Source organism: Vagococcus lutrae, assembly GCF_023299185.1.
In the GTDB taxonomy this organism is placed as follows: Bacteria; Bacillota; Bacilli; order Lactobacillales; family Vagococcaceae; genus Vagococcus_A; species Vagococcus_A lutrae.
Window position 1 is genome coordinate 35,423 of sequence record NZ_CP097017.1, and the last position, 25,880, is coordinate 61,302.

General features: G+C 38.0%; 20 protein-coding genes. 18 read left to right on the forward strand and 2 right to left on the reverse strand.

The window, feature by feature from the left end:
* Positions 1-2: 2 nt before the first annotated feature.
* From M2919_RS00235 to M2919_RS00245, 3 genes are all read left to right on the forward strand, one after another.
* Positions 3-3,554: a PD-(D/E)XK nuclease family protein gene (locus tag M2919_RS00235; protein WP_248848822.1), complete on the forward strand. Its 3,552-nt coding sequence runs from the start codon at positions 3-5 to the stop codon at positions 3,552-3,554.
* A complete protein-coding gene (gene addA / locus M2919_RS00240; protein WP_248848824.1) occupies positions 3,554-7,309 on the forward strand; it encodes a helicase-exonuclease AddAB subunit AddA in 3,756 nt (1,251 codons plus the stop codon). Before M2919_RS00235 ends, addA begins: the two co-directional genes overlap by 1 nt.
* 100 nt (positions 7,310-7,409) lie before the next feature.
* On the forward strand, positions 7,410-8,120 hold the full coding sequence (locus M2919_RS00245; RefSeq protein ID WP_126763317.1) for a GntR family transcriptional regulator: 711 nt from the start codon (positions 7,410-7,412) through the stop codon (positions 8,118-8,120).
* Positions 8,121-8,150: 30 nt separating this feature from the next.
* Here M2919_RS00245 and M2919_RS00250 read toward each other — a convergent pair whose 3' ends face one another.
* Positions 8,151-8,798, reverse strand: a complete 648-nt coding sequence (locus tag M2919_RS00250; protein WP_248849515.1) for a YigZ family protein — start codon at positions 8,796-8,798, stop codon at positions 8,151-8,153.
* 232 nt (positions 8,799-9,030) lie between these two features.
* On the opposite strand from M2919_RS00250, the gene M2919_RS00255 reads away from it, so the two are divergent.
* On the forward strand, positions 9,031-9,552 hold the full coding sequence (locus M2919_RS00255; RefSeq protein ID WP_222318434.1) for a hypothetical protein: 522 nt from the start codon (positions 9,031-9,033) through the stop codon (positions 9,550-9,552).
* Positions 9,553-9,602: 50 nt separating this feature from the next.
* Here the strand turns inward: M2919_RS00255 and M2919_RS00260 are convergent, their stop codons facing one another.
* A complete protein-coding gene (locus tag M2919_RS00260; protein ID WP_248848825.1) occupies positions 9,603-10,559 on the reverse strand; it encodes an alpha/beta fold hydrolase in 957 nt (318 codons plus the stop codon).
* Between the two features lie 98 nt (positions 10,560-10,657).
* Between M2919_RS00260 and M2919_RS00265 the strand changes: the two genes are divergently transcribed.
* From M2919_RS00265 to liaX, 14 genes are all read left to right on the forward strand, one after another.
* Positions 10,658-11,986 carry an ATP-dependent helicase ComFA gene (locus M2919_RS00265; protein WP_248848826.1) on the forward strand — a complete coding sequence of 443 codons (1,329 nt, stop codon included), beginning with the start codon at positions 10,658-10,660 and terminating at the stop codon, positions 11,984-11,986.
* Positions 11,983-12,678 carry a ComF family protein gene (locus M2919_RS00270; protein ID WP_248848828.1) on the forward strand — a complete coding sequence of 232 codons (696 nt, stop codon included), beginning with the start codon at positions 11,983-11,985 and terminating at the stop codon, positions 12,676-12,678. The genes M2919_RS00265 and M2919_RS00270 overlap by 4 nt, the downstream gene beginning before the upstream one ends.
* Positions 12,679-12,809: 131 nt before the next feature.
* Positions 12,810-13,367, forward strand: a complete 558-nt coding sequence (gene hpf / locus M2919_RS00275) for a ribosome hibernation-promoting factor, HPF/YfiA family (protein ID WP_126763298.1) — start codon at positions 12,810-12,812, stop codon at positions 13,365-13,367.
* 218 nt (positions 13,368-13,585) lie between these two features.
* Positions 13,586-16,114: a preprotein translocase subunit SecA gene (gene secA, locus M2919_RS00280; RefSeq protein ID WP_248848830.1), complete on the forward strand. Its 2,529-nt coding sequence runs from the start codon at positions 13,586-13,588 to the stop codon at positions 16,112-16,114.
* 58 nt (positions 16,115-16,172) lie between these two features.
* Positions 16,173-17,274, forward strand: a protein-coding gene (gene prfB / locus M2919_RS00285; RefSeq protein WP_152514057.1) for a peptide chain release factor 2 whose coding sequence is annotated in 2 segments (ribosomal slippage) — positions 16,173-16,244 and positions 16,246-17,274 — 1,101 coding nt in all. Because the reading frame shifts where the segments join, the coding sequence is not laid out codon by codon here.
* 99 nt (positions 17,275-17,373) lie between these two features.
* Complete coding sequence (gene ftsE / locus M2919_RS00290; protein ID WP_023605681.1) at positions 17,374-18,060, forward strand: cell division ATP-binding protein FtsE; 687 nt, start codon at positions 17,374-17,376, stop codon at positions 18,058-18,060.
* Positions 18,053-18,937, forward strand: a complete 885-nt coding sequence (gene ftsX, locus M2919_RS00295; protein WP_222318422.1) for a permease-like cell division protein FtsX — start codon at positions 18,053-18,055, stop codon at positions 18,935-18,937. The genes ftsE and ftsX overlap by 8 nt, the downstream gene beginning before the upstream one ends.
* A 221-nt stretch (positions 18,938-19,158) precedes the next feature.
* Complete coding sequence (locus tag M2919_RS00300; protein ID WP_023605679.1) at positions 19,159-20,025, forward strand: phosphate ABC transporter substrate-binding protein PstS family protein; 867 nt, start codon at positions 19,159-19,161, stop codon at positions 20,023-20,025.
* 27 nt (positions 20,026-20,052) lie between these two features.
* The gene (gene pstC / locus M2919_RS00305) at positions 20,053-20,973 is read left to right on the forward strand and encodes a phosphate ABC transporter permease subunit PstC (protein ID WP_023605678.1); all 921 of its coding nucleotides are present in this window, start codon (positions 20,053-20,055) and stop codon (positions 20,971-20,973) included.
* Entirely contained in the window at positions 20,973-21,857 is an 885-nt protein-coding gene (gene pstA / locus M2919_RS00310) for a phosphate ABC transporter permease PstA (RefSeq protein ID WP_023605677.1), read from the forward strand. The genes pstC and pstA overlap by 1 nt, the downstream gene beginning before the upstream one ends.
* Positions 21,858-21,869: 12 nt before the next feature.
* Positions 21,870-22,673 (forward strand): phosphate ABC transporter ATP-binding protein PstB, encoded by an 804-nt coding sequence (pstB, locus tag M2919_RS00315; protein ID WP_023605676.1) that lies wholly within the window; start codon positions 21,870-21,872, stop codon positions 22,671-22,673.
* Positions 22,674-22,684: 11 nt separating this feature from the next.
* On the forward strand, positions 22,685-23,431 hold the full coding sequence (gene pstB, locus M2919_RS00320) for a phosphate ABC transporter ATP-binding protein PstB (protein ID WP_023605675.1): 747 nt from the start codon (positions 22,685-22,687) through the stop codon (positions 23,429-23,431).
* Between the two features lie 25 nt (positions 23,432-23,456).
* The gene (phoU, locus tag M2919_RS00325) at positions 23,457-24,131 is read left to right on the forward strand and encodes a phosphate signaling complex protein PhoU (protein WP_126763281.1); all 675 of its coding nucleotides are present in this window, start codon (positions 23,457-23,459) and stop codon (positions 24,129-24,131) included.
* 170 nt (positions 24,132-24,301) lie between these two features.
* On the forward strand, positions 24,302-25,843 hold the full coding sequence (gene liaX / locus M2919_RS00330; RefSeq protein WP_248848833.1) for a daptomycin-sensing surface protein LiaX: 1,542 nt from the start codon (positions 24,302-24,304) through the stop codon (positions 25,841-25,843).
* Positions 25,844-25,880: the final 37 nt, after the last annotated feature.

The following is a 25,880-nucleotide window of genomic DNA, read 5'->3' on the forward strand; positions in this document are numbered from 1 at the left end:
TGATGAGTTTACAATTTGTTTATGGTCCGGCTTCTTGTGATAGTGCGCCTTTCCTATTAAAGCAAGCACAAAATTGGTTGCAACAGGCAGAGGAACATCAAGTTTTTTATTTAGTTCCTAACCACATTAAGTTTGAAACAGAGGTGGCAGTTTTAAAGCAGCTGTCAGAGATGGAAAAACAAGCGACGACTGCTTCAATTCGTCTGCAAGTCTTTAGTATGAGTCGTTTAGCCTGGTATTTTTTACAACATACAGATTATTATCAAGCGACTTCTTTAACGGAAGCCGGTACGCATATGGTGATTCGCAAAATTTTAATTGACCAAAAAGACCAACTGACAGTCTTCCAAGGAGAAGTCAATCAGACGGGGTTTATCGAACAACTCGCTCAGATTTTAGATGAGTTGATTAAAGGAAAAATAGGTACTGATGATTTAGAAAAAATGATTGAACAAATGGCAACTCATACACTGTCTGATACGCAGCAAAAACTAAAAGACATTCAATTAGTATATACAGAATATCTTGAATTTTTAAATCAAGAACAGCTCTTTCAACCGCTGATTTTATCCTTACTAACGGAACACGTTAAAACATTAGATTTATCGCACGTTCAATTTATCATGACAGGTTTTTCACGTCTAACCGCACAAGAAAAAGAGTTAGTCCTTGCTTTAATTGAATGTGGGGCACAAGTGACTTTTCACTTAGTTTTACCGCGTGCCTACGTGGAGGCTCCTCCGACTAAGAATGATTTATTTTATCATAGTGGCACACTTTACTTTGAATTGTATCAAGTAGCGCGTGCTTTAAAAGTGCCAATATTGCATGATCAATTATTAGGGAAAGAGCAAGTTGTTAGTCGCTTTGAAGAGGTGGATGAATACTGGCAAGCCACTCAAAATTTAAAACAGACCTTCTCTTTAAAGCGTGACAGCCAGCCTTTAAAACTATATGAAATGGCAACGGCTCAAGATGAATTATCGTTTGTGGCAAAAGAGATTAATCATCTCGTGCATCAGAAAGGCTATCGTTATCGCGATATTGAGATATTAACACGAGATTTAAGTAGCTACCGTCCGATGCTGACGCCTTATTTTGATGACCACGAGATTCCTTTTAGTTTTAATGACACCTTGAGTATGGAACATCATCCGCTGATTGAACTATTTCATGCGTTATTTGGAATGGGGAAGCGATATTACCGCTATGAGGATATCATGCGATTTTTAAGAACAGAATTATTCATTGCGACGATTGATGAAGAAACAGCTATCTCAGACTATGAAGAAGCTATTCGTGATTACCGTCAAAAAGTCGATTTAACTGAAAATGTCATGTTGGCTTATGGTTATGAAGGCTTTTATTGGACAAGGGAAGAAAATTGGCAATATGTGACGTACTTTGATGAAGAACAAACGGAGATGACAGAAGATCAACGAGTAGAACAATGGTCGAATGAAATTCGCCAAGATGTGCGTAGACATGTCATGCCATACATTGAAGCAATGAAAAAAGCTCAGACGGGTAAAGAAATAGCGAGACTTTGGTTTGAACTGTTAGTCTCCTGTGGTGTCGAACGACAGCTTGTTTATTGGCGTGATGAAGAAATCGCATTAGGAAATCAAGATGCCGCTAAAAATCACGAGCAAACATGGCAGGCTTTTGTTGATGTCCTAGATGAGTTTGTTGTAGTATTCGGGGAACGTCCTGTTACGTTTGAATTGTTTGAAGAAATTTTATTAAGTGGTTTGGAAGGATTTGAATACAGTAAAGTTCCTACGACACTCGACCAAGTCATGATCTCTTCTCTTGATTTAGTTCATGCGACTAAAAATAAAATAACCTTTATTATAGGGGCGAATGAACAGAACTTACCGCGCAAAGTTGAAAATACGACATTGTTGACGGACGATGACCGTCAACAAATGGCCTCATTTTTAGATGAAGATCAATATTTAATGCACGACACATATAAAGCAATTAATGAGGAACCTTTTATTGCGTATCTTTCTTTTCTTTCAGCAACAGATTGGTTATATATGACGAGTCCGAGATTTTTGAATTCAGATCGTGAGTTAGGCACGTCACCGTATATGCGGCGATTAGCAACAGGATTGAAAACGCCGATTATCAGTTATCAGGCTGATTTATCACCAGAAAAAGTGTCGTTAGAGAATATTTCAACGTCACGCGTCTTGATTTCCGATTTAATTCGCCTAGAAAGACGAGCTGTAGATGAAAAGAGGACGTTACATCCGTTATGGCAAAAACTAAAAGCGTATCTTTTGGAAACAAACGAAGTTACGAGCGGAACAGCTGAACTAGTATTTTCAAGCCTATCCGCACAAAATATTCCGGAAACCCTGGTCCCTGAGATAGTGGATGATTTATATGGTGATACGCTGTATGCCTCTGTTTCTAAAATTGAACGCTACTATGAGTGTGAATACAAGTACTTCTTGACGCACGGCTTAAAATTACGAGAGCGTGAAAAATTTGAATTGACACCTGCAATGACGGGAGAATTTTTCCACGACGCGTTAGATGGACTGTTTACTTACCTTATCCAACATAAGTTATCCTTATTAGAATTGACGGAAAGCCAGTTAAATGAGTTGGTCGATGCGATGATGGAAGAAATGGTTGACCGCTCTAAATACTTAGTCTTTACCACGACTCATCGTATGGCGTATATCCGCTATCAATTAGCCCAAACGATTCGACGAACAAGTTGGGCTTTAAAACAACAACAAACACGCTCAGGTTTAACGCCAATTCAAACAGAAGTATTATTTGGTGAACTTGTCATGTCGCGTGGTTTAGACAGCATTGTGATTGATTTAGATGAACGAAAACAACTGAAGATAAATGGTAAAATTGACCGTTTAGACGCGATTAAGCATGGTCAACAGACGTTTATTGGGGTTATCGATTATAAATCTAGTTATCGTGATTTAAACTTTCAAGATATTTACTATGGACTAGCGTTGCAGCTCATGACGTATTTAGATGTGGCGTTATTAAATGCGGTACAGCTTGTTGGGGTGAAAGATGTAAAACCAGCCGGAGCATTTTATATGCACGTGAAAAACCCGACTTTGGCACATGACACGTCGGAAGATAAAGCATTAGACTTAATGCTAGAACAGTATAAATATCAAGGAATCATACTAAATGATGAAGATGTTTTAGCAGAACTTGACCGAGAAGTAGCACCGCAAACCTCTTCGCCAGTCTTTAATTATCGTCAGCTAAAAAATGAAAATTACCGCTCTAGTCAATTTGTGAGTGAAGATGAGATTAGTGTCATGCGTGAGTTTACACGTAAAAAATTTGAACATGCGGGTAACCAAATCTATTCAGGAAGTGTCAGATTAAACCCTGCATATGAAGGGAAAGAACGTGTAGCATGTCGTTTTTGTCCATTTAAGAGCGTGTGTCAGTTCGATCCACTCTTAAAAGAAAATCATTATCATCGTTTAGCTTCTTTAAGTAAAGAAGAAGCGTTGGAGAGAATGGCACAGCAAGTGAAGAAAGGAGGACCGTCATAATGCAGACATTACCTATTCGTCCGGCTAACAGTCGGTTTACTGATAAACAGTGGCAAAGTATCTATGATAGTGGCAGTAATCTCCTGATTTCAGCCTCAGCAGGCTCAGGTAAAACAACCGTTTTAGTGAAACGTGTGATTGAAAAAATAAAAAGTGGTGTGAACGTGGATGAGTTGTTAATTGTGACGTTTACAGAAGCAGCAGCACGCGAAATGAAAGAGCGGATTGAAGTGGCGATTCAAGAGGCTATTAATGATGAAGAGTTGGCTGCACAGAAACATCACTTTGTCGAACAGTTGAGTTTACTACCGATGGCTAATATCAGTACTTTGCACGCATTTTGTTTGAGAGTAATTCGTAAATATTATTATTTAATTGAGATTGATCCTGTTTTTCGGCCTTTAACAGATGAAACAGAGACGATTTTACTAAAAGAAGATGCTTGGAACGACTTAAGAGAGTCGTTGTATGAAGAAGAAGCCGATTGGTTTTATGAATTGGTTGAAAATTTCTCTAGTGACCGAAATGATGATGGTTTGACCACGCTGATTATTGCTTTATATCATTTTTCTCGCTCGCATCCGAATCCAGATGAGTGGCTAGCTTCTCTTGCGACACATTATGATACGACTCAGCCATTTACTTCTAGTGAGATGTACCGAGAGTTATTTTATCCACTTTTAAGTCAAATGTTTGAAGAAAGTTTGATTGCGTTAAAAGACGCGATGATTCTTTTAGAAGGAGAAGAAACGTTAGCGAAGCCGCTTGACTTGGTTCGTCAGGAATATGCACTGGTTGAATCATTGATGAATAGTTTGAGAGGAAACGATATAAATACTGTCTATCAATTACTCGCCTCGTTTACCTTTGCACGCTGGTCGAGTCCAAGAAAAGCAGAAGAGGCAGTGAAAGAAGTCAATCAGGAAGCTAAAGTGTTGCGAGATACTGTCAAAGAAAGATTAGAAGAGTTAAAAACAGGTATTTTCGCACATGAACCAGAACAAATTAGCTATGTCATGAAAGAAGCTCAAGTCTATGTTAGAAAAGTTGCCTCACTGACAAATGCTTTTGCCGATTCTTATCGACAAAAAAAGGCAGAGAAAAAACTCGTGGACTTTAATGATTTAGAACATATGACGTTAGCGATATTGCAAAAAGAAGACGAAAACGGTGTGGCAGAAGCATCACGTTTTTATCGTCAACAATTTAAAGAAGTCATGGTCGATGAGTATCAAGACGTCAATCGCTTACAAGAGGCGATATTGACACGGGTTACCAGTGAAGAAGTTGAAAATGGCAATCTCTTTATGGTTGGCGACGTGAAGCAATCGATATATGGTTTCCGTCTTGCTGACCCGACACTTTTCATCGAAAAGTATGAAGCGTTTGCCAACGAAAAAAGTGGACGTCGAATCATACTGGCAGAAAACTTCCGCTCACGAGCAGAGGTTATTGATTTTACCAATTTGATTTTCAAGCAGTTAATGAACCGAGAAGTCGGACAACTAGAGTACGATAGTGCAGCAGAGCTTCAAAATGGCTTTAAAGACTTTCCTGAAAATCCTGCTTGTCAAACAGAAGTATTGATTTTTGAAAACAAATCGGAGACAAAGACTGAGGTTGAGGAAGGGGAAGAAGTCGACTTTACTATTGATAGTGGGATTGAAGGCGAGATTCTTTTAATAGCAAATAAGATTAAACAGATGAAGCAAGAAGGCATGTTAATTTATGACAAGCAAAAGAAAAGCTCTCGTCCAATCGAATATTCTGATATTGTCATTTTATCTCCTACTAAGAAGAATAATTTACTTTTAGTCGACCGTTTTGCTGAGGAAGGTATCCCAATTTATGTTAACGATGCTCAAAACTATTTCCAAGCGACAGAAGTTCGCATTATGATGAGTCTACTGACTATTATTGATAATCCTTATCAAGATATTCCGTTAGTTTCAGTTTTACGGTCACCGATTGTGGGTCTAAAAGAAAATGAACTGAGTACAATCCGCTTGAAACGTCCTTTTGGTTATTATTATGACGCATTGCAAGCATATATCAGAGCTGAGGATTTAACAGAAGAAGAACATGTGCTACAAGAAAAATTAAAAACTTTTCATCAAAGGCTGGTAGAATGGCGTGTGCAGGCACGACGGGGAATGTTATCTGATTTAATCTGGCAAATCTATCAAGAAACACACTTGCTTGATTACGTTGGGGGATTACCGTCAGCTAAACAACGACAAGCGAACTTGCATGCCTTATACGAACGAGCTGAAGCTTATGAAAAAATGAGTTATCGAGGGCTTTTCCAATTTGTTCGTTTTATCGAGAAAATGCAAGAAAAAGACAAAGATTTAGCAGAAGCTACAACCGAAGTACCAACTGATGCGGTGAAAGTCATGACCATTCATGGCTCAAAAGGCCTAGAGTTTCCAGTCGTATTTGTCATGGACTTAAATAAACGATTTAACAAAATGGACTTACGAACCCACTATATTTTTGATGAAAAGTGGGGTATGGGGATTAAATGGACGGACTCTTTCACGCGAATACGGTATGAAAGTTTACCCTATCAATTGATTTCTGCCGTTCGTGAACGGAAATTACTTGCTGAAGAAATGAGAAAACTCTACGTTGCATTAACCCGTGCAGAAGAGAAATTGATTTTAGTTGGATCGTATGACTCTAAAGACCAAGCTCTTAAGAAGTGGGGGCAGACAGTCACAAGTTCTCGCTTGGTCTTACCTGATACCGCACGTTTATCGGCGAATAGCTTAATGGACTGGATTGGGATGGGGCTAATGCGACATCCGGATGCCGATAGCTTTAACGAGGATAATGAACCAGCAAAAGTAACATGGATAATGGAACATCCCGCAAGATTTACAGTTTCATTCTATGATTATGATGCGCTAAGAACACTTCTTTCTGACACACGTCAAGCTATGCCTGCTCATGCAACTATTAGTGATAGCGATTCTATGAGTGAGGAGAATCAGCCAGATTGGCAAGTGATACTTGATAAGATCGAAGCTACCTATGATTATGATGCGGCGACGAAAACAGCCAGTTATCAGTCTGTTTCAGAAATTAAGCGTGTTTTTGAAGACCCTGACGATAGAGATTTGCTTACGTTAGATTTAGCAGATAAGCCAGTTCACCGCTATCGTTATACGAATAAAGAGTTAGCCCGTCCTCGTTTCTTTGAACAGGAACAAACAGTGAGTGCGGCGGAAATTGGAACGGCCATGCATTTACTTTTACAGCGCCTTCCATTAGCAAATCAACCGACCCTTTCATCGCTTGAAGCCTTGACGTCAGAACTTGTTCTAACTGGAGCGATTGATGCACAAGTCGCTAAAAAAATGCCACTATCTCAAATTATTTCATTTTTTGAATCTGAGTTTGGAAGAGAATTATTTATTAATCATCAAGTGGTTAAACGAGAGCAACCATTTTCAATGATGATGCCAGCGTATGAAATATTTGCTGACTATCCACAGACGGATGACAGTCAATTATTAATTCATGGAATTATCGACGGTTATTTTAAAACTGAGACAGGTGTCGTGCTTTATGATTTTAAAACGGATTACCTACCAGAAAATGCTTCAGCTGAAGTAATTGAACGCGTAGTGAAAAAGTATCGTGGTCAGATGTATCTATATCAAAAAGCGTTAGAACATTCACTGAAAGAACCAGTTAAAGCTGTAAAACTAGTGCTACTTTCAATCAATCACGTGGTAGACCTACGATAAAAAAAGATTGTCAATATGGTATATACCAGTTATAATGAAAGAGAGACAATCGCTTATTTAAAGCATTTTGATTAGTAGACCAATAGAAAGGAGCGAGGAAATGAAAAAATCAACGTTACCGATATATTTACAAATTCATAATCAGTTACGTCAAGAGATAGAAGAAGGTAAATGGGAAGTTGGCGATAAATTGCCAGCTGAACGTGAGTTGGCATTGCATTTTAATGTGAGTCGTATGACGTTACGTCAAGCAGTTCAGACGTTAGCAGATGAAGGGATTTTAGAACGTAAGATTGGTTCGGGGACATATGTGGCACCCAAAAAAGTCAGTGAGACTTTAGTGGGGACAACGAGTTTTTCGGAAATCATCCGTGCGCAAGGTAAGACACCTTCGAGCCGTGCGATTGCTTACTTTGTGACGACGCCAAACTCTATTGAAAGTGAAAAATTACAATTAGAAAAGGGCGACCGTATTTTACGTATGGAGCGCGTTCGTTTTGCAGACGGCGTACCTATTTGTTTTGAAATTACCAGTATTCCACAAAAATTAGTCGCACCGTTTGACAAAGAAGAAATTACTCAAGCATTATATCAAACATTAAAACAAAAAGGTGGCTATACAATTGCCCACTCGCAACAAACGATTTCTGCGACATTAGCCAATGAAAAAATGGCCGAACACCTATCGATAAAACGTGGAGAAGCCATGCTGCAATTAAGACAAATCAGTTATTTTGATAATGAGCAACCGTTTGAGTTAGTTCGCTCGTTTTACGTAGGAGACCGCTTTGAGTTTGTGCTCAGTCAATAAAAAACTTCCCAATTTATTTGGGAAGTTTTTTTATTTAGGTAAGGTATAGGGAAGTTCGACGTAAGACGTCTCCCCTTTTTTAAAAGTAGCCGTACCGTTTAATAAATTATTTAAATCCTCAATAGCTTGTTCGATATCTGGTTCATCAATCATTAATTGAAGCGTTACAGTGTCTGTAAACTGTGTGTCGGCTAAATAGTATTCAGGATGTAGTGAGAGAAAGTGCTCGAGCTTACCGTGGCTTGCATAATCCACCGTAACAAAAAGTGCTTGTTGTAAAACACCTCTCACCATGCCGATAGCATCAATCGCTTCGCTCACAGCACTGCTATAAGCTCGAATCAATCCGCCAGCACCGAGCTTCGTGCCACCAAAGTAGCGTGTGACAACCACAAGTGTGTTAATTAGTTCACGTTGTTTTAACACTTCTAACATTGGGACACCAGCGGTTCCGCTTGGTTCGCCGTCGTCTTGACTTCGTTGGATTTCTTGATGATTGCCTAATGTATAAGCGACACAGTTGTGAGTCGCTTTCCAATGCTCTTTGCGAACGGATTGTATGATTTCTTTTGCTTCATCTTCGGAAGAAATACGTGCCACAGTTGCAATAAAACGGGATTTTTTTATTTCAATTTCGTGTGTGCCATTTTCTTTGACAGTTAAGTATGTTTGATCGATGATGACTCACTCCTTTCTTTTAGTATAGCTTGTTTATCAGGAAGCTGGCAAGTCGTGAATACAATTGCAATATTTACTCGATATGAGATAATGAAATAGTAGACAACATTGTTATTTAGTTCACATTAAAAAATATTAAAAAAATGATTAAAAAAGGGAAGTTTTTTAATGATTAGATTGTCTGTTGACGGTGAAGAGAGTAAAATGACTAATTATTGAAAGAGGTGTGAAAATGAATAATCATAATGTTTATGAAAATGGTCAATTTATCTTAAATGACGAAATTATTATTGATGAAAAAGATGTGAAACAAGTGAAGATTGAAATGGACCCTTATTTGCTTTTTCCTGTGATGATACAAACAGAAGACGGAGAAGAGCGAACAACAAGTCAAATTGTTTATGCTCACACTGGTGAAATAGAAGCGACCCGAGAAGGGATTATGCAAGGGCAAGTCCGTAGCACTCGTTCTGTTCATTACTTAAAAGAGAATGGGATTGTTAAACGCGAATTAGATTTAAAACACGTTCATAAAGTAAAACTGCTAGCCTCACGAAAATTACGGGTTTTATTACATGACGGGACACAGCACGAAGTGTTAGGGGAAGGAAACTGTTTAAATAAACAAGATAGTATGTCATGTTTAGTACATCGAGAAGAAGAGGTACCTCTCGTAGAATTTTTTGACCGTCCTTCAGAACTTTTAAACGTCATGAAAAAACTGAAAATATCAGTAGTTTCAGCTATGATATAATCATAAAAACACCTCGTCCATGAGACTTTTAACTCATAGGCGAGGTGTTTTTATGCGTGATGATGATGTTCATGGTGAGTATCGTGTAAAAAACGGACGTAAAGCCATTCGTAAATATCATCCATGACCATTTGATTTTCTTTTTCGTTTAGAATCTCGTGTCGTAAGTTCGCATAGAGATGTAGGGTAACGTCTTTTATACCAGCATGTGATAATTCTTTAGCAACGGAACGTGGACCTTTACCAAAATCACCGACAGGATCCTGTTCGCCACTAATAACAAGTACACTTAGGTCTGGATGAAGCGTTTTTGCCCAATCTGTTTGTGTGGCGTCATTCATTAAATCAAACAGGGTATGAAAACCATTGTTGGTAAAAATAAATCCTGTGTAGTCATCTTGTAAATATTTTTTGACATTTTCTTGATTTTTACTAAGCCAATCGAAGGATGAGTAATGGTCGGAAAAATAGTCGCTAAATGATCCAAATGCCAAATCATCGAGTTGTTTATTACGTTTTTTAGGGAATAGACGCGCGAGTAATTGGGCTAATTTCAACCCCACCCCTAGCTCACTTTTGTAACCAGCTGTTCCCATTATAATAGCACCGTCAATTTCAGTTGAATATTTTTTTAGGTAATTGCGTAAGACAAATGATCCCATGCTGTGACCAAGTACAACGACGGGAATTTCAGGGTAGTCGTGTTTAACGTGTTTTGTCACAAGGTGTGCGTCTTCTATTAAAATTTCTTTTGCTTTTCTTTCATGGAAAAAACCCAATTCGTCCATGCTATTGACAGAACGGCCGTGTCCGAGATGATCATGTGCATAAAGAGCCATATGATTTTCTGTTAGAAATTGAGCGAACGGTTCATACCTTTCCGCATATTCAGCCATACCATGAATTAATTGAACGATAAGTTTGGGTTTTTTATCAGTAGGTACCCATTTATAACCTTGAATACGTGTGTTTTCGCTGTGGGATTGAAATGAAAAATTCTCCTTCATGTTAGTCACCCTTTCTTTCACTCTATTATAGTTTATTTTGTCAAAATAGCCAAACGCCTCCCTAATAAAAGCGTATCTATTAATAGAGAGGTGATGATATGGAAATATTACGTGGTAGAAGATTGCTAGCATCGGAATTACCTCAGGGAAAATGTGACGTCACGGAAGAAGTACAACGTCTACCTTGTATGAGAGAATTATCAAAAGATAAGATACAATGTTTGCGCTGCGGGAGTTGTTTTAATAAAAAAGAAGTAGAAGTACAGAATGAGTTATTTACTTATTATTACTGCTCAGCCTGTTTAACGCTCGGTTGTGTGACAAGTCATGAGCAATTTTATTACTTACCTAGTCAAATGGTTAAACCGTTAAAGAATGCCTTACAATGGAACGGCCAGTTATCTTCTCGTCAAGCAATTGTATCAAAAAAATTACGTGACAATGTTGAAGTAAAAAAGAACACGTTAATCCATGCTGTAACAGGAGCTGGTAAGACGGAAATGTTATTTGAATCATTGGCCTATGCTTTGGAAAAAGGGTGGCGAATTGGTTTGGCTAGTCCAAGAGTAGATGTCTGTTTGGAGTTACATCCACGACTTCAGCAAGCTTTTCCTAGAAAAGAAGTGACGTTATTATATGGAAAAGCTGAAAAGCCTGATTATTATACGTCATTTGTTATTTGTACGACGCATCAATTGTTACGATTTTATCATCATTTTGATTTATTAATTATAGACGAAGTTGACGCTTTCCCATTTAAAGGAAATAAGATGTTAGCTTATGGGGCTAATCAGGCTTTAGCAAAGGGAGGTGTATATGTTATTTTAACAGCGACACCTAGCCGTCAATTATTACTAGCCGAGAAGACAGGGAAAATAGAACGTCTAGTTTTGTCAAAACGATATCATGGTAATCCATTGCCAGAGCCTCAGTTAGTCTGGTCTTGGAAGTGGGCAGAGCGTCTTAATGATGGGAAAATGCCTGCCAATTTGTATGCTATTTTGCAAAAAGCTATGAGTAATCAACGACGCATGTTAATTTTTATGCCAAGTGTTTTGTTAGCTGAAAAGTTATACCAACTTTTAATTAAATACTTTAAGCAAGTGAGTATTATGGTAGCACATTCGCGTGATCCAGAACGGTACGATAAGACCATGGCAATGCGTGAAGCGCGTTGTGATTGGTTGATTACGACTACTATTTTAGAAAGAGGTGTGACTTTTCGTGATATAGACGTTTTGGTGGTTGGGGCTAATCATTCGGTCTTTAACACAGCATCATTAGTTCAGATAGCAGGGAGAGTGGGACGTCATGCTGACTATCCAACTGGGAATGTCTATTTTTTTCACGATCAACAAACTACAGCTATAAAAAACGCTCGACGTGAGATTAAAAGAATGAATCAAATGGAAGGAGTTGAAAAATGAAGTGTTTATTATGTCAGCGTGACTATCAGCCTGCTCTTTCTTTAACGTCACTGTTGTCATTTCAGCCACTATTCAAAGAAACAATTTGTCCAAACTGTTACTTGCAATTTGAATCGATAAGCGACGTGACGGTGGAGCGTTGTCAAAAATGTTTAAAAAAACTCGCATCTCATGAATTAGATGTATGTGGAGAGTGTCAACAGTGGGCAGAAAAATATCCTAATATAACTTACCAACACCACGCGTTATTTTATTATAATCAAATCGCTAAGGAGTGGTTGCATCGTTATAAATTTTTACGTGACTATCGTTTTCGAACGACTTTTTCTAAAATGTTACACGCATTTTATACGAAACATTCCGATTATATATTTGTGCCCATTCCCGTCTCGACTGAACGTTTAGAAGAAAGAGGATTTAATCAAGTGACCGCCATGTTAGAGTCAGCCTTGATACCTTATCACGTCGCTTTGACAAAAAGTCAAGACACACTTCGTCAGTCTCAACGAAAACGGACGGAGCGCATTGAAATGGTACAGCCCTTTCAGTTGAACAAAGAGCTATGTATAAAAACAAATAAATTGATGATAGTCGATGATATTTATACAACAGGTAGTACGATGTACCATGCTTTGGATGTTTTTTCACAAGTTGGTGTTACAAAGTTGGAAGGGTTTACTATTTTTAGATAGTCTTATTATAAATTTCGATAATTAGACGTGAAAAATTGTATTTTTTTCTATTTTTGATATAATAGAAGTAAGAAGAAACACTAAGTGGTTTTACCGTTTCTTCAATTGGTAGACGAAAGGGGTAATATGCTATGCTAAGATTTAATATCCGTGGAGAGAACATTGAGGTTACAGAGGCGATTCGAAATTACGTTGAAAAAAGAGTTTCAAAGTTAGAACGATTTTTCGATGACGAGCGTGCAGGAGATGCAACAGCTCACGTCAACTTAAAAGTATACTCAGATAAAAATGCTAAGGTGGAAGTGACTATTCCATTACCCTATTTAGTATTGAGAGCAGAAGAAACATCTCATGATTTATATGCAAGTATTGACCTTGTCGTAGATAAACTAGAACGACAAATTAGAAAATTTAAAACAAGAATTAATCGTAAACAGCGTGAGGTTTCAAAAGAAGAGGTTGCTAATCTATTCTTAGAACCTAAAGAAGAACCAGCTGAAAAAGAAAATGAATTGGAAATTGTTCGTACTAAACGACTTTCTTTAAAACCAATGGACAGTGAAGAAGCTGTTTTACAGATGAACATGTTAGGACATAATTTCTTTATCTTTGAAGATGCGGAAACAAATGGCATTAGCATTGTGTACGCACGTAAAGATGGTAAATATGGTTTAATTGAAACAGATTAAGATTCTGCATGATACATAAAAGAGAAGCAAAATGGATGGGCTCATTCATTTTGCTTCTCTTTTGTTATGATACAGCTATGATAAATATAAAACTATTCCATTTTAAGTTTAAAAATGCTAGAATAAAACAGATAGAGCATTCTGCCAGAGAATGTATTATACCAATTAGATAAAATAATTATTTTAGCTAAGTTAAATAGAAAGGAAAGACTGTGAACATGAATTTTCTAAAGAAAATCATCGAAAGCGACAAGCATGAATTAAAACGTTTGGAAAAAATAGCGGATCAAATTGAATCATACGCAACCGCAATGGAACAATTAACTGATGACCAACTAAAAGATAAAACTAACGAATTTAAAGAAAGATATCAAAAAGGGGAAACACTAGACGAGCTTTTACCAGAAGCATTTGCGACGGTTAGAGAAGCAGCACGTCGAGTTTTAGGATTATACCCATATCGCGTCCAAATGATGGGGGGCGTTGTTTTACACGACGGAAATATCTCAGAAATGAAAACGGGTGAAGGTAAAACATTGACAGCGACGATGCCCGTTTATTTAAATGCGATTAGTGGCGAAGGAGTTCACGTTGTCACAGTAAACGAATATTTGGCAACTCGTGATGCTAGCGAGATGGGAGAGCTGTATAACTTCTTAGGCTTAAGCGTAGGATTAAATTTAAACTCACGTTCAACAGATGAAAAACGAGCAGCTTATGCTTGTGATATCACATACAGCACGAATAATGAACTAGGATTCGACTATCTCCGTGATAACATGGTTGTTTATAAAGAACAAATGGTGCAACGTCCGTTAAACTTTGCGGTAGTCGATGAAGTTGACTCGATTTTAATTGATGAAGCGAGAACACCGTTGATTATTTCAGGTCAGGCTGAAAAATCGACAGCGTTGTATAACCGCGCTGATTCATTTATTAAACGTCTAACTGAAGAAGAGGACTATAAAATTGATGTCCAATCAAAAACAATTGCCCTTACCGAGCAAGGTATTTCAAAAGCTGAAGAAACATTTGGTTTAGAAAACTTGTATGATGTGGATAACACAGCTTTAACCCACCATTTAGACAATGCATTGCGTGCCAACTATATCATGCTGCGCGACATTGACTATGTTGTTCAAGAAGGAAAAGTCATGATTGTTGACCAATTTACTGGTCGTATTATGGATGGTCGACGTTATTCTGACGGCTTACATCAAGCGATTGAAGCTAAAGAGGGCGTAGAAATTGAAGATGAAACAAAAACAATGGCTAATATCACATTCCAGAACTACTTTAGAATGTATAAAAAGTTAGCGGGGATGACCGGGACAGCGAAAACAGAAGAAGAAGAGTTTCGTGAAATCTACAACATGGAAGTTATTCAGATTCCTACCAACCGTCCAATCCAACGTGATGACCGTCCTGATTTATTGTATCCAACAATGGAAAGCAAGTTTAAAGCAGTAGTGGCGGATATTAAAGAACGTCACCGTAAAGGTCAACCAGTGTTAGTCGGGACAGTAGCTGTTGAAACATCGGAATACTTGTCACAACTATTAAATAAAGAAAAAATCCCACATGAAGTGTTGAACGCTAAAAATCACTTTAAAGAGGCAGAAATCATTTTGAACGCTGGTCAAAAGGGAGCGGTTACGATTGCGACTAACATGGCTGGTCGTGGTACCGATATTAAACTAGGCTTTGGTGTTGTTGAATTAGGTGGACTTGCTGTAATTGGTACAGAGCGTCATGAGTCTCGTCGTATTGACAACCAGTTACGTGGACGTTCAGGTCGTCAAGGAGACCCAGGTGTCACGCAATTCTACTTATCATTAGAAGATGATTTAATGCGTCGTTTTGGTTCTGATCGTGTTAAAGCGTTGTTAGAGAAGATGAAAGTTGAAGAAGAAGATGCAGTCATTCAAAGTAAGATGTTATCGAAACAAGTCGAAGGGGCACAGCGTCGTGTCGAAGGGAATAACTATGATACACGTAAAAACATCTTACAGTACGATGACGTTATGCGTGAACAACGTGAAGTGATATACGGTCAACGTTACCAAATCATTAGTGCCGAAGAAGATTTAACTCCAGTGTTAATGAGTATGATGGAACGCACAATTCATCGTAATGTTGCAGACCATACACAATTAGAAGAAACAAAAGATTGGAATTTAGAAGGTATAGTCGATTTTGCTCATGCTTGTTTATTACCTGAAAATGCGTTATCTGTTGAAGAGTTAACAGGTAAGACACGTGAAGAAATCGAATCCTTATTAATGGATAAAACAAAAGAATTGTATCAAGAGAAAATCACACATTTAAATGGACCAGAACAACTCTTAGAATTTCAAAAAGTTGTAATCTTACGTGTGGTAGATACAAAATGGACTGATCATATTGATGCGATGGATCAATTACGTGAATCCATTGGTTTACGAGCATACGGACAAAATAACCCACTTGTTGAATATCAACAAGAAGGATATGAAATGTTTAATGCGATGGTTGCTATGATTGACTATGACGTAACACGTCTATTCATGAAGGCTCAGATTCGTCAAAACGTGCAACGTGAACAAGTCGCACAAGGCGATGCCGTTCACCCGACTGAGCAATCAGCTGACGGTGTAAAAGGGTCAGAAAAACAACAACCTATTCGAGTTGAAAAAGTTGGTCGTAATGACTTATGTCCATGTGGCAGTGGTAAGAAATATAAAAACTGTCATGGTAAGCCAGTCTAAAACAAATCGAGCGAGGGCTGGAGTAATCCAGTCCTTGCTTATTTTTAGGAGTGAAAAAATGGAATTAAGTGAAATCAGACAACAATTAGAAAGAAATCAACAACAAGTGAGTGACTTTAGGGGGTCTCTTTGACTTAGAAGAGATGGAAGAGCGCATTGCAAATTTAGAATATCAAATGACCGAAGCGGATTTTTGGGATGACAATCAAAAAGCACAAACGGTTATATCAGAATTAAACGATGTTAAAGCTCGTTTTCAATCATTTCAAAAGATTGCGACAGACTTGGAAGAGCTAATGGTTCTTTATGAAATGGTAGTGGAAGAGCCTGACGAGGAACTTGAAAAAGAGTTGGCAGAATCTTTAGCCACTTATCAAGAGGAAATGAATCAGTACGAATTGGAACAATTATTAAGTGAACCTTATGATGCTAACAATGCCATTATGGAAATACATCCAGGAGCAGGTGGGACGGAATCTCAAGACTGGGGTTCGATGTTACTTAGAATGTATACGCGTTGGTGTGCGAGTAAAGGATTTGATGTGACGTATTTAGATTATCACGATGGAGAAGAAGCCGGCATAAAAAGTGTGACGTTGCAAATTAAAGGACACAATGCGTATGGTTATTTAAAATCAGAGACGGGTGTACATCGTCTCGTCAGACTTTCTCCTTTTGATACAGCTAATCGTCGTCACACGTCCTTTTGTTCAATCAATGTTATGCCAGAGTTGACGGACGATGTAGAGGTAGAAATTAAACCGGATGATTTGAAGGTCGATACCTATCGCGCGAGTGGTGCTGGTGGTCAGCACGTCAATAAAACGGAATCTGCCGTACGGATTACCCATTTACCAACCGGGATTGTCGTTGCCAGTCAAGCTCAACGTTCTCAGTTACAAAATAGAGAACAAGCGATGGCGACGTTAAAAGCGAAATTGTATCAATTAGAAATGGATAAGAAGGCGGAGCTAGCATCAGAAATTCGTGGTGAAACAAAAGAGATTGGTTGGAGTTCACAAATTCGTTCTTACGTGTTTCATCCTTACTCTATGGTTAAAGATCACCGGACAAACTATGAAGTCGGTGACGTTCAATCTGTTATGGATGGGGATTTAGATAAATTTATGGATGCCTACCTACGTCAACAATTATCATAATCTTTGAAACATAATTGTAATGTAATGTAAGATATATTTCGCACATCTAATGTTATAATAAGGCGTAGCGTATTGCAAAAAAAGGTAGGAGAATGCTTAATGATAGAAATGGAAAACGTTACGAAGAAGTATCCAAACGGCACAACCGCTCTTCGTAATATTAGTATCACGATTGACCAAGGCGAGTTTGTCTACGTCGTTGGCCCTAGTGGTGCAGGGAAGTCAACCTTTATAAAATTGATGTATCGTGAAGAAAAAGCAACAAAAGGATATTTAAATGTTTGCGGCTATGACTTGCTAAAAATTAAAAATAAACAAACCCCTCTTTTAAGAAGAGAAGTAGGGATTGTGTTCCAAGACTATAAACTTTTATATCAAAAAACAGTTTATGAAAATGTAGCGTATGCGATGGAAGTTATTGGTAAACGACCACGTGAAATCAAACGTCGAGTTATGGAAGTGTTAGAGCTTGTTGGCTTAAAACACAAAGTCCGTGTCTTCCCAGCCGAATTATCTGGTGGGGAGCAGCAGCGTGTGGCAATTGCCCGTGCTATCGTTAACACGCCCAAAGTTTTGATTGCAGATGAGCCAACTGGAAACTTAGACCCAGAAAACTCATGGGAAATTATGAAATTGTTAGATAAAATCAATACACAAGGGACAACTGTTGTAATGGCCACACATAATAGTACGATTGTTAATACCATCCGCCACCGCGTGATTGCGATTGAGCATGGACGTATTATTCGAGATCAAGCGGAAGGAGAATACGGTTACGATGATTAGAACATTTTTCCGCCATTTAGGTGAAAGTTTAAAAAGTTTAAAACGAAACGGCTGGATGACGCTAGCTTCTGTGAGTGCCGTGACAGTGACATTGATTTTAGTTGGTATTTTCCTTTCAGTGATTTTAAACGTAGCAAAGATTGCTAAGGATATCGAATCAACCGTAGATATCTCCGTATTCATTGATTACGGTACTGAAAAAGAGGAAATGGACCAGCTTAAAACGGAATTAGAAAAAATTCCAAGTGTGGAAAAAGTTAAATTTTCCGGTCGAGAAGAGCAGTTAAATAACTTAATTGAAAAGTATGGAGATTCTTGGAAATTATTTGATGAAGATGACAATCCATTGTACGACGTGTTTATTGTCAGTACGAAAGAACCAGAAGACACGAAAAAAGTTCAAAAAATTGCTGAAAAGTTACCAGCTGTTTATAAAGCCGACTATGGCGGACTTTCATCTGATAAGATTTTTAAAATCTCAAAAGGTATTCGTACATGGGGACTTGTTGCGACAGCCTTGCTAATATTTGTCGCTATTTTCCTAATCTCAAATACAATCAGAATTACTATCATTTCAAGAAAACGCGAAATTCAGATTATGAAATTAGTTGGAGCAAAGAACGGATTTATTCGCTGGCCATTCTTCTTAGAAGGTGCTTGGATAGGTCTTTTAGGAGCTGTTATCCCTATGCTTATGATGACGTTTGGTTATCCAGAAGTCAGTTCGATTGTAAGTAAAATTTTACTCAGTCAATCGTTTTCACTGATACCCGCTCAGGACTTAGTTTTAGGAATGAATATCTTAATGGGAGTCATTGGAGTGGTAATTGGCTCAATTGGGTCAATCATGTCTATGCGTCGTTTCTTAAAAATTTAAGATGCTTTGTTTTGCAGTCTATAAAAAGAGGAGAAAATCCGTTTTTTATAGGCTGTTTTTTTTGTGAAAAAAGAATGAAAGAGTGATTTCTGTAAATAGAGTTGAAAAACTGTAAATTCAAGGAAAAAGACTTGATTTTTTTGAGTCTAACCTATATGTTTAATAAAGAGAATTAGGTTTTTTTAGACGTAATTCTTGTGAAAATAAGGGAGGATTTTTCGGTGAAAAAAATCTTAAGTATGGCCAGTGTAATACTCATGTCAACATTATTAACTGGATGTGGGGATTTAGTCGATAATGGGGAATCAATCACTGCCGTTGGGTCTTCAGCAATGCAACCTTTAGCTGCTGCTGCGGGCGAAGAATTTAGTAGTGAACATGTAGGGAAATTTATCAACGTCCAAGGTGGCGGAAGTGGTACCGGTCTGAGTCAAGTCCAAGCTGGTGCGGTTGAAATAGGGAATTCAGATTTGTTTGCGGAAGAAAAATCAGGATTAAAAACAGACGAACTCGTCGATCACAAAGTAGCAGTCGTCGGCATTACACCGATTGTTAATAAAGAAGTATCCTTAAATAATCTTTCAATGACGGAGTTAAAAAATATCTTTACAGGAAAAATTACGAATTGGTCAGAATTAGGTGGGGCTGATTTGCCAATCGTTTTAATCAACCGTGCAAGCGGAAGTGGTACGCGACATACGTTTGAACAGTGGGTTTTAGATGGGGAAGTGTCAAAACTTGCTCAAGAGCAAGAATCTACTGGGATGGTTCGACAAATTGTTGCGACAACGCCGGGAGCTATTAGCTACGTTGCTTTTTCTTATGTGACAGATGAGGTTAAAGCGTTAAAGGTCGACGGTGTAGAGCCGCTTGACAAACATGTGAAGACGAACAAGTGGAAAATTTGGTCGTATGAACATATGTACACATTAGGCGAACCAAAAGGCTTAACAAAAGAATATCTAGATTATATGTTGTCGGATCATATTCAAAAAGAGATGGTGCCACAGTTAGGCTACATTCCAGTGACCGAGATGAAAGTGGAACGTGATGCAGCGGGGAACATCACAGAGATTAATGCGCGTTAAAATGTATGTAGATGAGGAGGAGTTGTTTTGGAGAACATCCAGCAACAGTTACAAAAAAAATCTAAAAAGGCCAAATTAGAGCAGATTGGTAAATTCATTAGTTTTCTTTGTATTTTATTTATAGTCGTTGTCGTTGCCGCTATTTTTTATTTTGTCGCTAGTAAAGGTCTAGCTACTTTCTTTAAAGATGGCGTCAACCTGTTTGACTTTTTGTTTGGTACAACATGGAGTCCTGGAAATGTCGGGGAAAATGGGGAGCCACTCGTTGGCGCACTGCCGATGATAATGGGGTCATTTTTAGTTACCTTGCTATCCGCAATTGTCGCGACTCCGTTTGCTATAGGAGCGGCTGTCTTTATGACCGAGATTTCTCCTACATTAGGAAAGAAAATCTTGCAACCCGTTATCGAGTTATTAGTAGGGATACCTTCAGTTGTCTATGGTTTCGTAGGCTTAACTGTTATCGTGCCAGCTGTACGTAATACATTTGGCGGTAGTGGTTTTGGTATCTTAGCTGGGACTTTTGTTCTGTTTGTTATGATTTTACCAACCGTTACGTCTATGACAGTTGATGCGTTAAATGCTGTACCTAGACATTATCGCGAAGCCTCTTTAGCACTTGGTGCAACGAGATGGCAAACGATTTATAAAGTAGTCTTAAGATCGGCTATTCCAGGAGTCTTAACAGCTGTCGTATTTGGAATGGCGCGTGCTTTTGGTGAAGCACTAGCAGTACAAATGGTTATTGGTAATGCGGCAATCATGCCTCAAGATTTAACAAGTCCGGCTTCAACTTTGACAAGTATTTTAACAATGGGAATTGGTAATACGATTATGGGAACGTTGGAAAATAACGTACTGTGGTCGCTAGCTTTGTTATTATTACTGATGTCATTATTCTTTAATATTGTCATTCGATTGATTGGTAAGAAAGGAGCCTTCAAATAATGAATCCAAAAAAAGTCGATAAAATTTGGACAGGTATTTTATATGCCGTTTCCGGTTTGATAGTGCTGATTCTTGCCAGTTTAATCGGATATATTTTATTTAGAGGAGTTCCTCATATTTCATGGAAATTTTTAACAACGCCAGCTAAATCGTTTCAAGCAGGTGGTGGTATTGGAATTCAGTTATTTAACTCGTTCTATCTGTTGATTATTACCATGTTAATTAGTATCCCTATCTCATTAGGGGCAGGTATCTATTTGGCTGAATATGCCCGTAAAAATTGGTTTACGGATGTCATTCGTACGTCCATTGAAATTTTAAGCTCACTTCCGTCAGTTGTCGTTGGTTTATTCGGCTTTCTAGTATTTGTTGTGAAAGCAGAGATGGGCTTTTCGATTATTTCAGGTGCATTAGCCTTAACGTTTTTCAACTTACCTTTGCTAACACGAAATGTAGAAGAATCACTAAACGCCGTTCACTTTACGCAACGCGAAGCAGGTCTTGCATTAGGGTTATCACGTTGGGAGACGGTATTACGTGTTGTTGTGCCTGAAGCTTTACCCGGCATTTTAACAGGGGTAATTTTAGGTGCAGGACGTATCTTCGGGGAAGCAGCTGCTTTAATCTATACAGCCGGTCAAAGTGCTCCAGCCTTAGATTTTACTAATTGGAATCCATTAAGTATTTCAAGTCCGCTAAATATCTTCCGCCAAGCAGAAACGTTAGCGGTACATATCTGGAAAGTCAACAGTGAAGGGAATATGCCCGACGGACCACAAGTATCTGCCGGTGCGTCAGCAGTCTTAATTATCGCCGTTTTACTATTTAATATTTTGGCACGCTTCATTGGAAAACGAATCCATAAACGGATAACATCGGCATAAAGGAGTAAATTCATGGAAAATTATGATTTGACATCGCGTCATGTGGTGTCGTTACAAGATAAAGAAATCGCGATTAGTACAGATGATATTCATGTCTGGTATGGTCAGAATGAAGCGATAAAAGGGGTCTCCCTTGAATTTGAAAAAAACAAAATTACGTCACTTATCGGCCCTTCAGGTTGTGGGAAATCAACATATCTACGTTCGTTAAATCGAATGAACGATGAAATTGCCAATACTAAAGTAACGGGTAAAATTATGTATCAACATACAGATATTAATTCATCGAAAGTCGACGTTTACGAAATGAGAAAACATATCGGAATGGTTTTTCAGAGGCCAAATCCATTTAGTAAGTCTATCTATGACAATATTACTTTTGCTTTAAAACAACATGGTGAAAAAGATAAACACTATCTCGATGAAATTGTTGAAACAAGTCTAAAACAAGCAGCTTTGTGGGACCAAGTAAAAGATAACTTAAATAAAAGTGCGCATGCCTTATCAGGTGGGCAACAGCAACGTCTATGTATCGCGCGTGCGATCGCAATGAAACCAGATATTCTATTACTAGATGAACCGGCAAGTGCATTAGACCCCATTTCGACAAGTAAAGTGGAAGAAACATTGATTAACTTAAAAGAAGATTATACGATTATTATTGTGACCCATAACATGCAACAGGCGGCACGTATTAGTGATTATACGGCTTTCTTCTATTTAGGAAATGTTATTGAATATGATCGGACGAAGAAAATCTTTACCCGTCCGAAGATTAAAGCGACAGAAGATTATGTATCAGGACACTTCGGTTAAGGAGGAAAGACATGTTAGAGTCGAAAGATTTGCATTTGTATTATGGTGAAAAGGAAGCACTAAAAGGAATCAATATGTCCTTTACGCAAGGTGAAATCACGGCGTTAATTGGTCCTTCTGGTTGTGGCAAGTCCACTTTTTTGCGGACGCTTAACCGCATGAATGACTTGATTCCAGATGTCACGATTACTGGAAACGTCATGTTTAAAGGAGAAAACATATACAGTCCCAAGACGGATACTGTTAACTTGAGAAAAAAAATCGGAATGGTTTTTCAACAACCTAATCCTTTTCCTTTTTCCGTCTATGAGAATGTCGTTTATGGTTTACGTTTAGAAAACACACCACCGAAACAAGAACTAGACCAAATTGTCGAGGAAAGTTTACGAGCGGCGGCAGTCTGGGATGATGTAAAAGATAAACTGGATAAAAGTGCTTTGGCGCTTTCTGGTGGACAACAACAGCGTGTCTGTATCGCGCGCGTTCTAGCGGTAAAACCAGAAGTGATATTACTAGATGAGCCAACCAGTGCGCTAGACCCAGTATCAAGTGGTAAAATTGAAAACATGCTTTTTGAGTTAAAAAATAAATACACGATGATTATGGTCACTCATAATATGCAACAGGCTTCCAGAATATCAGATAAAACAGCATTTTTCTTAAATGGCGATTTAATTGAATATAACAAAACGAAAAAGATATTCTTAACGCCAGATCGTCAAGAAACAGAAGATTATATTAGTGGAAAGTTTGGTTAACAAAGATTAGAAAGGGTTGAATGCGATGTTACGTTCACAATTTGAAGAGGATTTACACAAGCTGCATTTACAGTTTCATGAAATGGGGAAAATGGTCAGTGCCGCTGTCTATAAGTCAGTGAAGGCTTTTATCAAGCATGATAAAGAAATGGCTGTATCTGTGATTGAAGAAGATAGCGATATTAATGAATTAGAATTAAAACTAGAAAAGAAAAGCTTAGAAATGATTGCTTTACAACAACCTGTTACCACTGACTTACGAATTATCGTCACGGTAATGAAAGCTATCTCTGATTTAGAACGTATTGGCGACCATGCGGTTTCGATTTCTAAATCTACTATTAGGGTAAAAGGAAATGCACGTATTTTAGAAGTAGAGGAAAAAATATCTGAGATGAGTGACGCTGTCAAAGAGATGATGGATGATGTCTTGAAGGCTTATATAGAAGAAGATGCTGAAAAAGCGAAAGAAATTGCGAATCGAGATAACGTTGTTAATCGCTACTTCCATGAGATTTATGACATGTCAATTAAGGAAATGCAAGAGAACCCTCAAACAGTTATTGGAGGCACCGACTATTTGCAAGTAGCAGGTTATCTAGAGCGTATTGGTGACTATGTAACCAATATCTGTGAATGGATTGTTTACTTAAAAACTGGAAAAATATATGAATTAAACTCTAATCGTGAATCAATTTAGAAAAATAGTAAAAAAAGCGAGCCGTATATTACGGTTCGCTTTTTTAATTAGAATTGCGACTTGGCATTGATAGAGAAATCCATCTCAAGACCTATGACAGGTGTGATAAAAAAAGGCATAATAGAGATACAAGCTGATCGAAGGAAAGTTTAGCTAAGGAGGCTATCAAGATGAAAGAACGAGATCGCGTATTAGAATTAGTCAAAAAAGGAGTCATTACAACAGATGAAGCATTAGTATTACTTGAAAATATGGCTATTGCAAAAGATGAAAGTATCATTCAACAAGAAGCGTCAGAAGTCAAACAACATCATTTAAATAAGCAAGCAGAAGAGTCTGATGAAGTTAGCAAAGAAGAAAATGAAGAGCAAGCAAAGCTAGAGCAATTGTTAGACGATTTAGCAACGGAGTTAAATCAAACCTCTTCAAAGCTTGATGTGGTAAATGCTGAGATAGAAGATGTGACAAGTGAAATCAATATGTTGGAAGAACAAATAATGATTATCAACACTTTAGAAGAATTAGATGAGTTAGCGCCTGAAAAAAGAGAAGAGCGCGTTCATTATGAAACGAAACTAGGCGAGTTGAAGAAACAACGTGTCGCTATGGAAGAAGAAGTCTTAGAGTTAGAGGCGCGTCTAAAAGAAGTCAAAACATCTAAACGTGAACTAAACGAAGAAGAGGACATGCGTTTTCAATTACCAGACGACTGGGAACAAACGCTGACCGATTTAGGTGATAAAATGGAGAAAGCAGGCGAAAAGTTCGGTAAGAAAATGAACCAAGCAGGCAATCAATTTAGCAAATTAATGAAAGAAACAATGAAGACGGTAACGAATACGGTTAATGATCATGTTGACTGGAAAGATGTTAATATTAAAGTGCCCGGCATGGCGATGAGTACATTTGAGCATGAGTTTTATTATCCAGCATGTTCTGCAAGTATTATTGATGTAAAAGTTGCTAACGGTCTTATTGAGTTTCGTCAATGGGATTCAGAGGATATAAAAGTTGTCAGTCAGATTAAACTATATGGTAAAATGGAAGCAGATACGCCATTTGAAGCATTTCTTGAAAGAAGTGAAATTGAAGTAGATGAAGAGCGTATTTCTTTTCAAATTCCTAATAAGCGGATTAAAGCGGAGTTAATCTTTTATTTACCAGCACGTAGTTACGACCATGTGTCAGCTAAAATCTTAAATGGCGATATTAATGTGTTTGATTTAGAGGCTAAAGACACGTACCTAAAGAGTACAAACGGTGATTTGATGATTGATGGGTTTACGGCTACGATGTTAGAAGCAGAAGGTGTCAATGGCGATGTTACTGTTAAAAATGCCTCTGTGTTAGATTTTATTGGCACATCAGTGAATGGGGATTTTATTCTAAAAGCCGCGTTACAAAATATTTCTGTTGGAAATGTTAACGGCGATATTCGCGTGACGGCGGTGGATGATTCAATGAAAAACTTAGATGCAAAAGTGGTCAACGGTGATATCAAAGTGGCGTTACCCCAAATGCAAGGCATAGAAGGTTTAGCTAAAACAAGTCTAGGTGCCATTAAAAATCGTTTATCAGAGTTTGAAGTGATTCGTGAAAAAACTGAAAAAACGAATCGTATGTTACAATTTAGAAGATATCATCCGGAAGATACGGTCTACATCAAATTATCAACAACGACAGGTAATGTTTTACTAAAGGATGCCGACTAGTAAAGAGTAGACAAGCGTAGCGGATATACGTTAATAT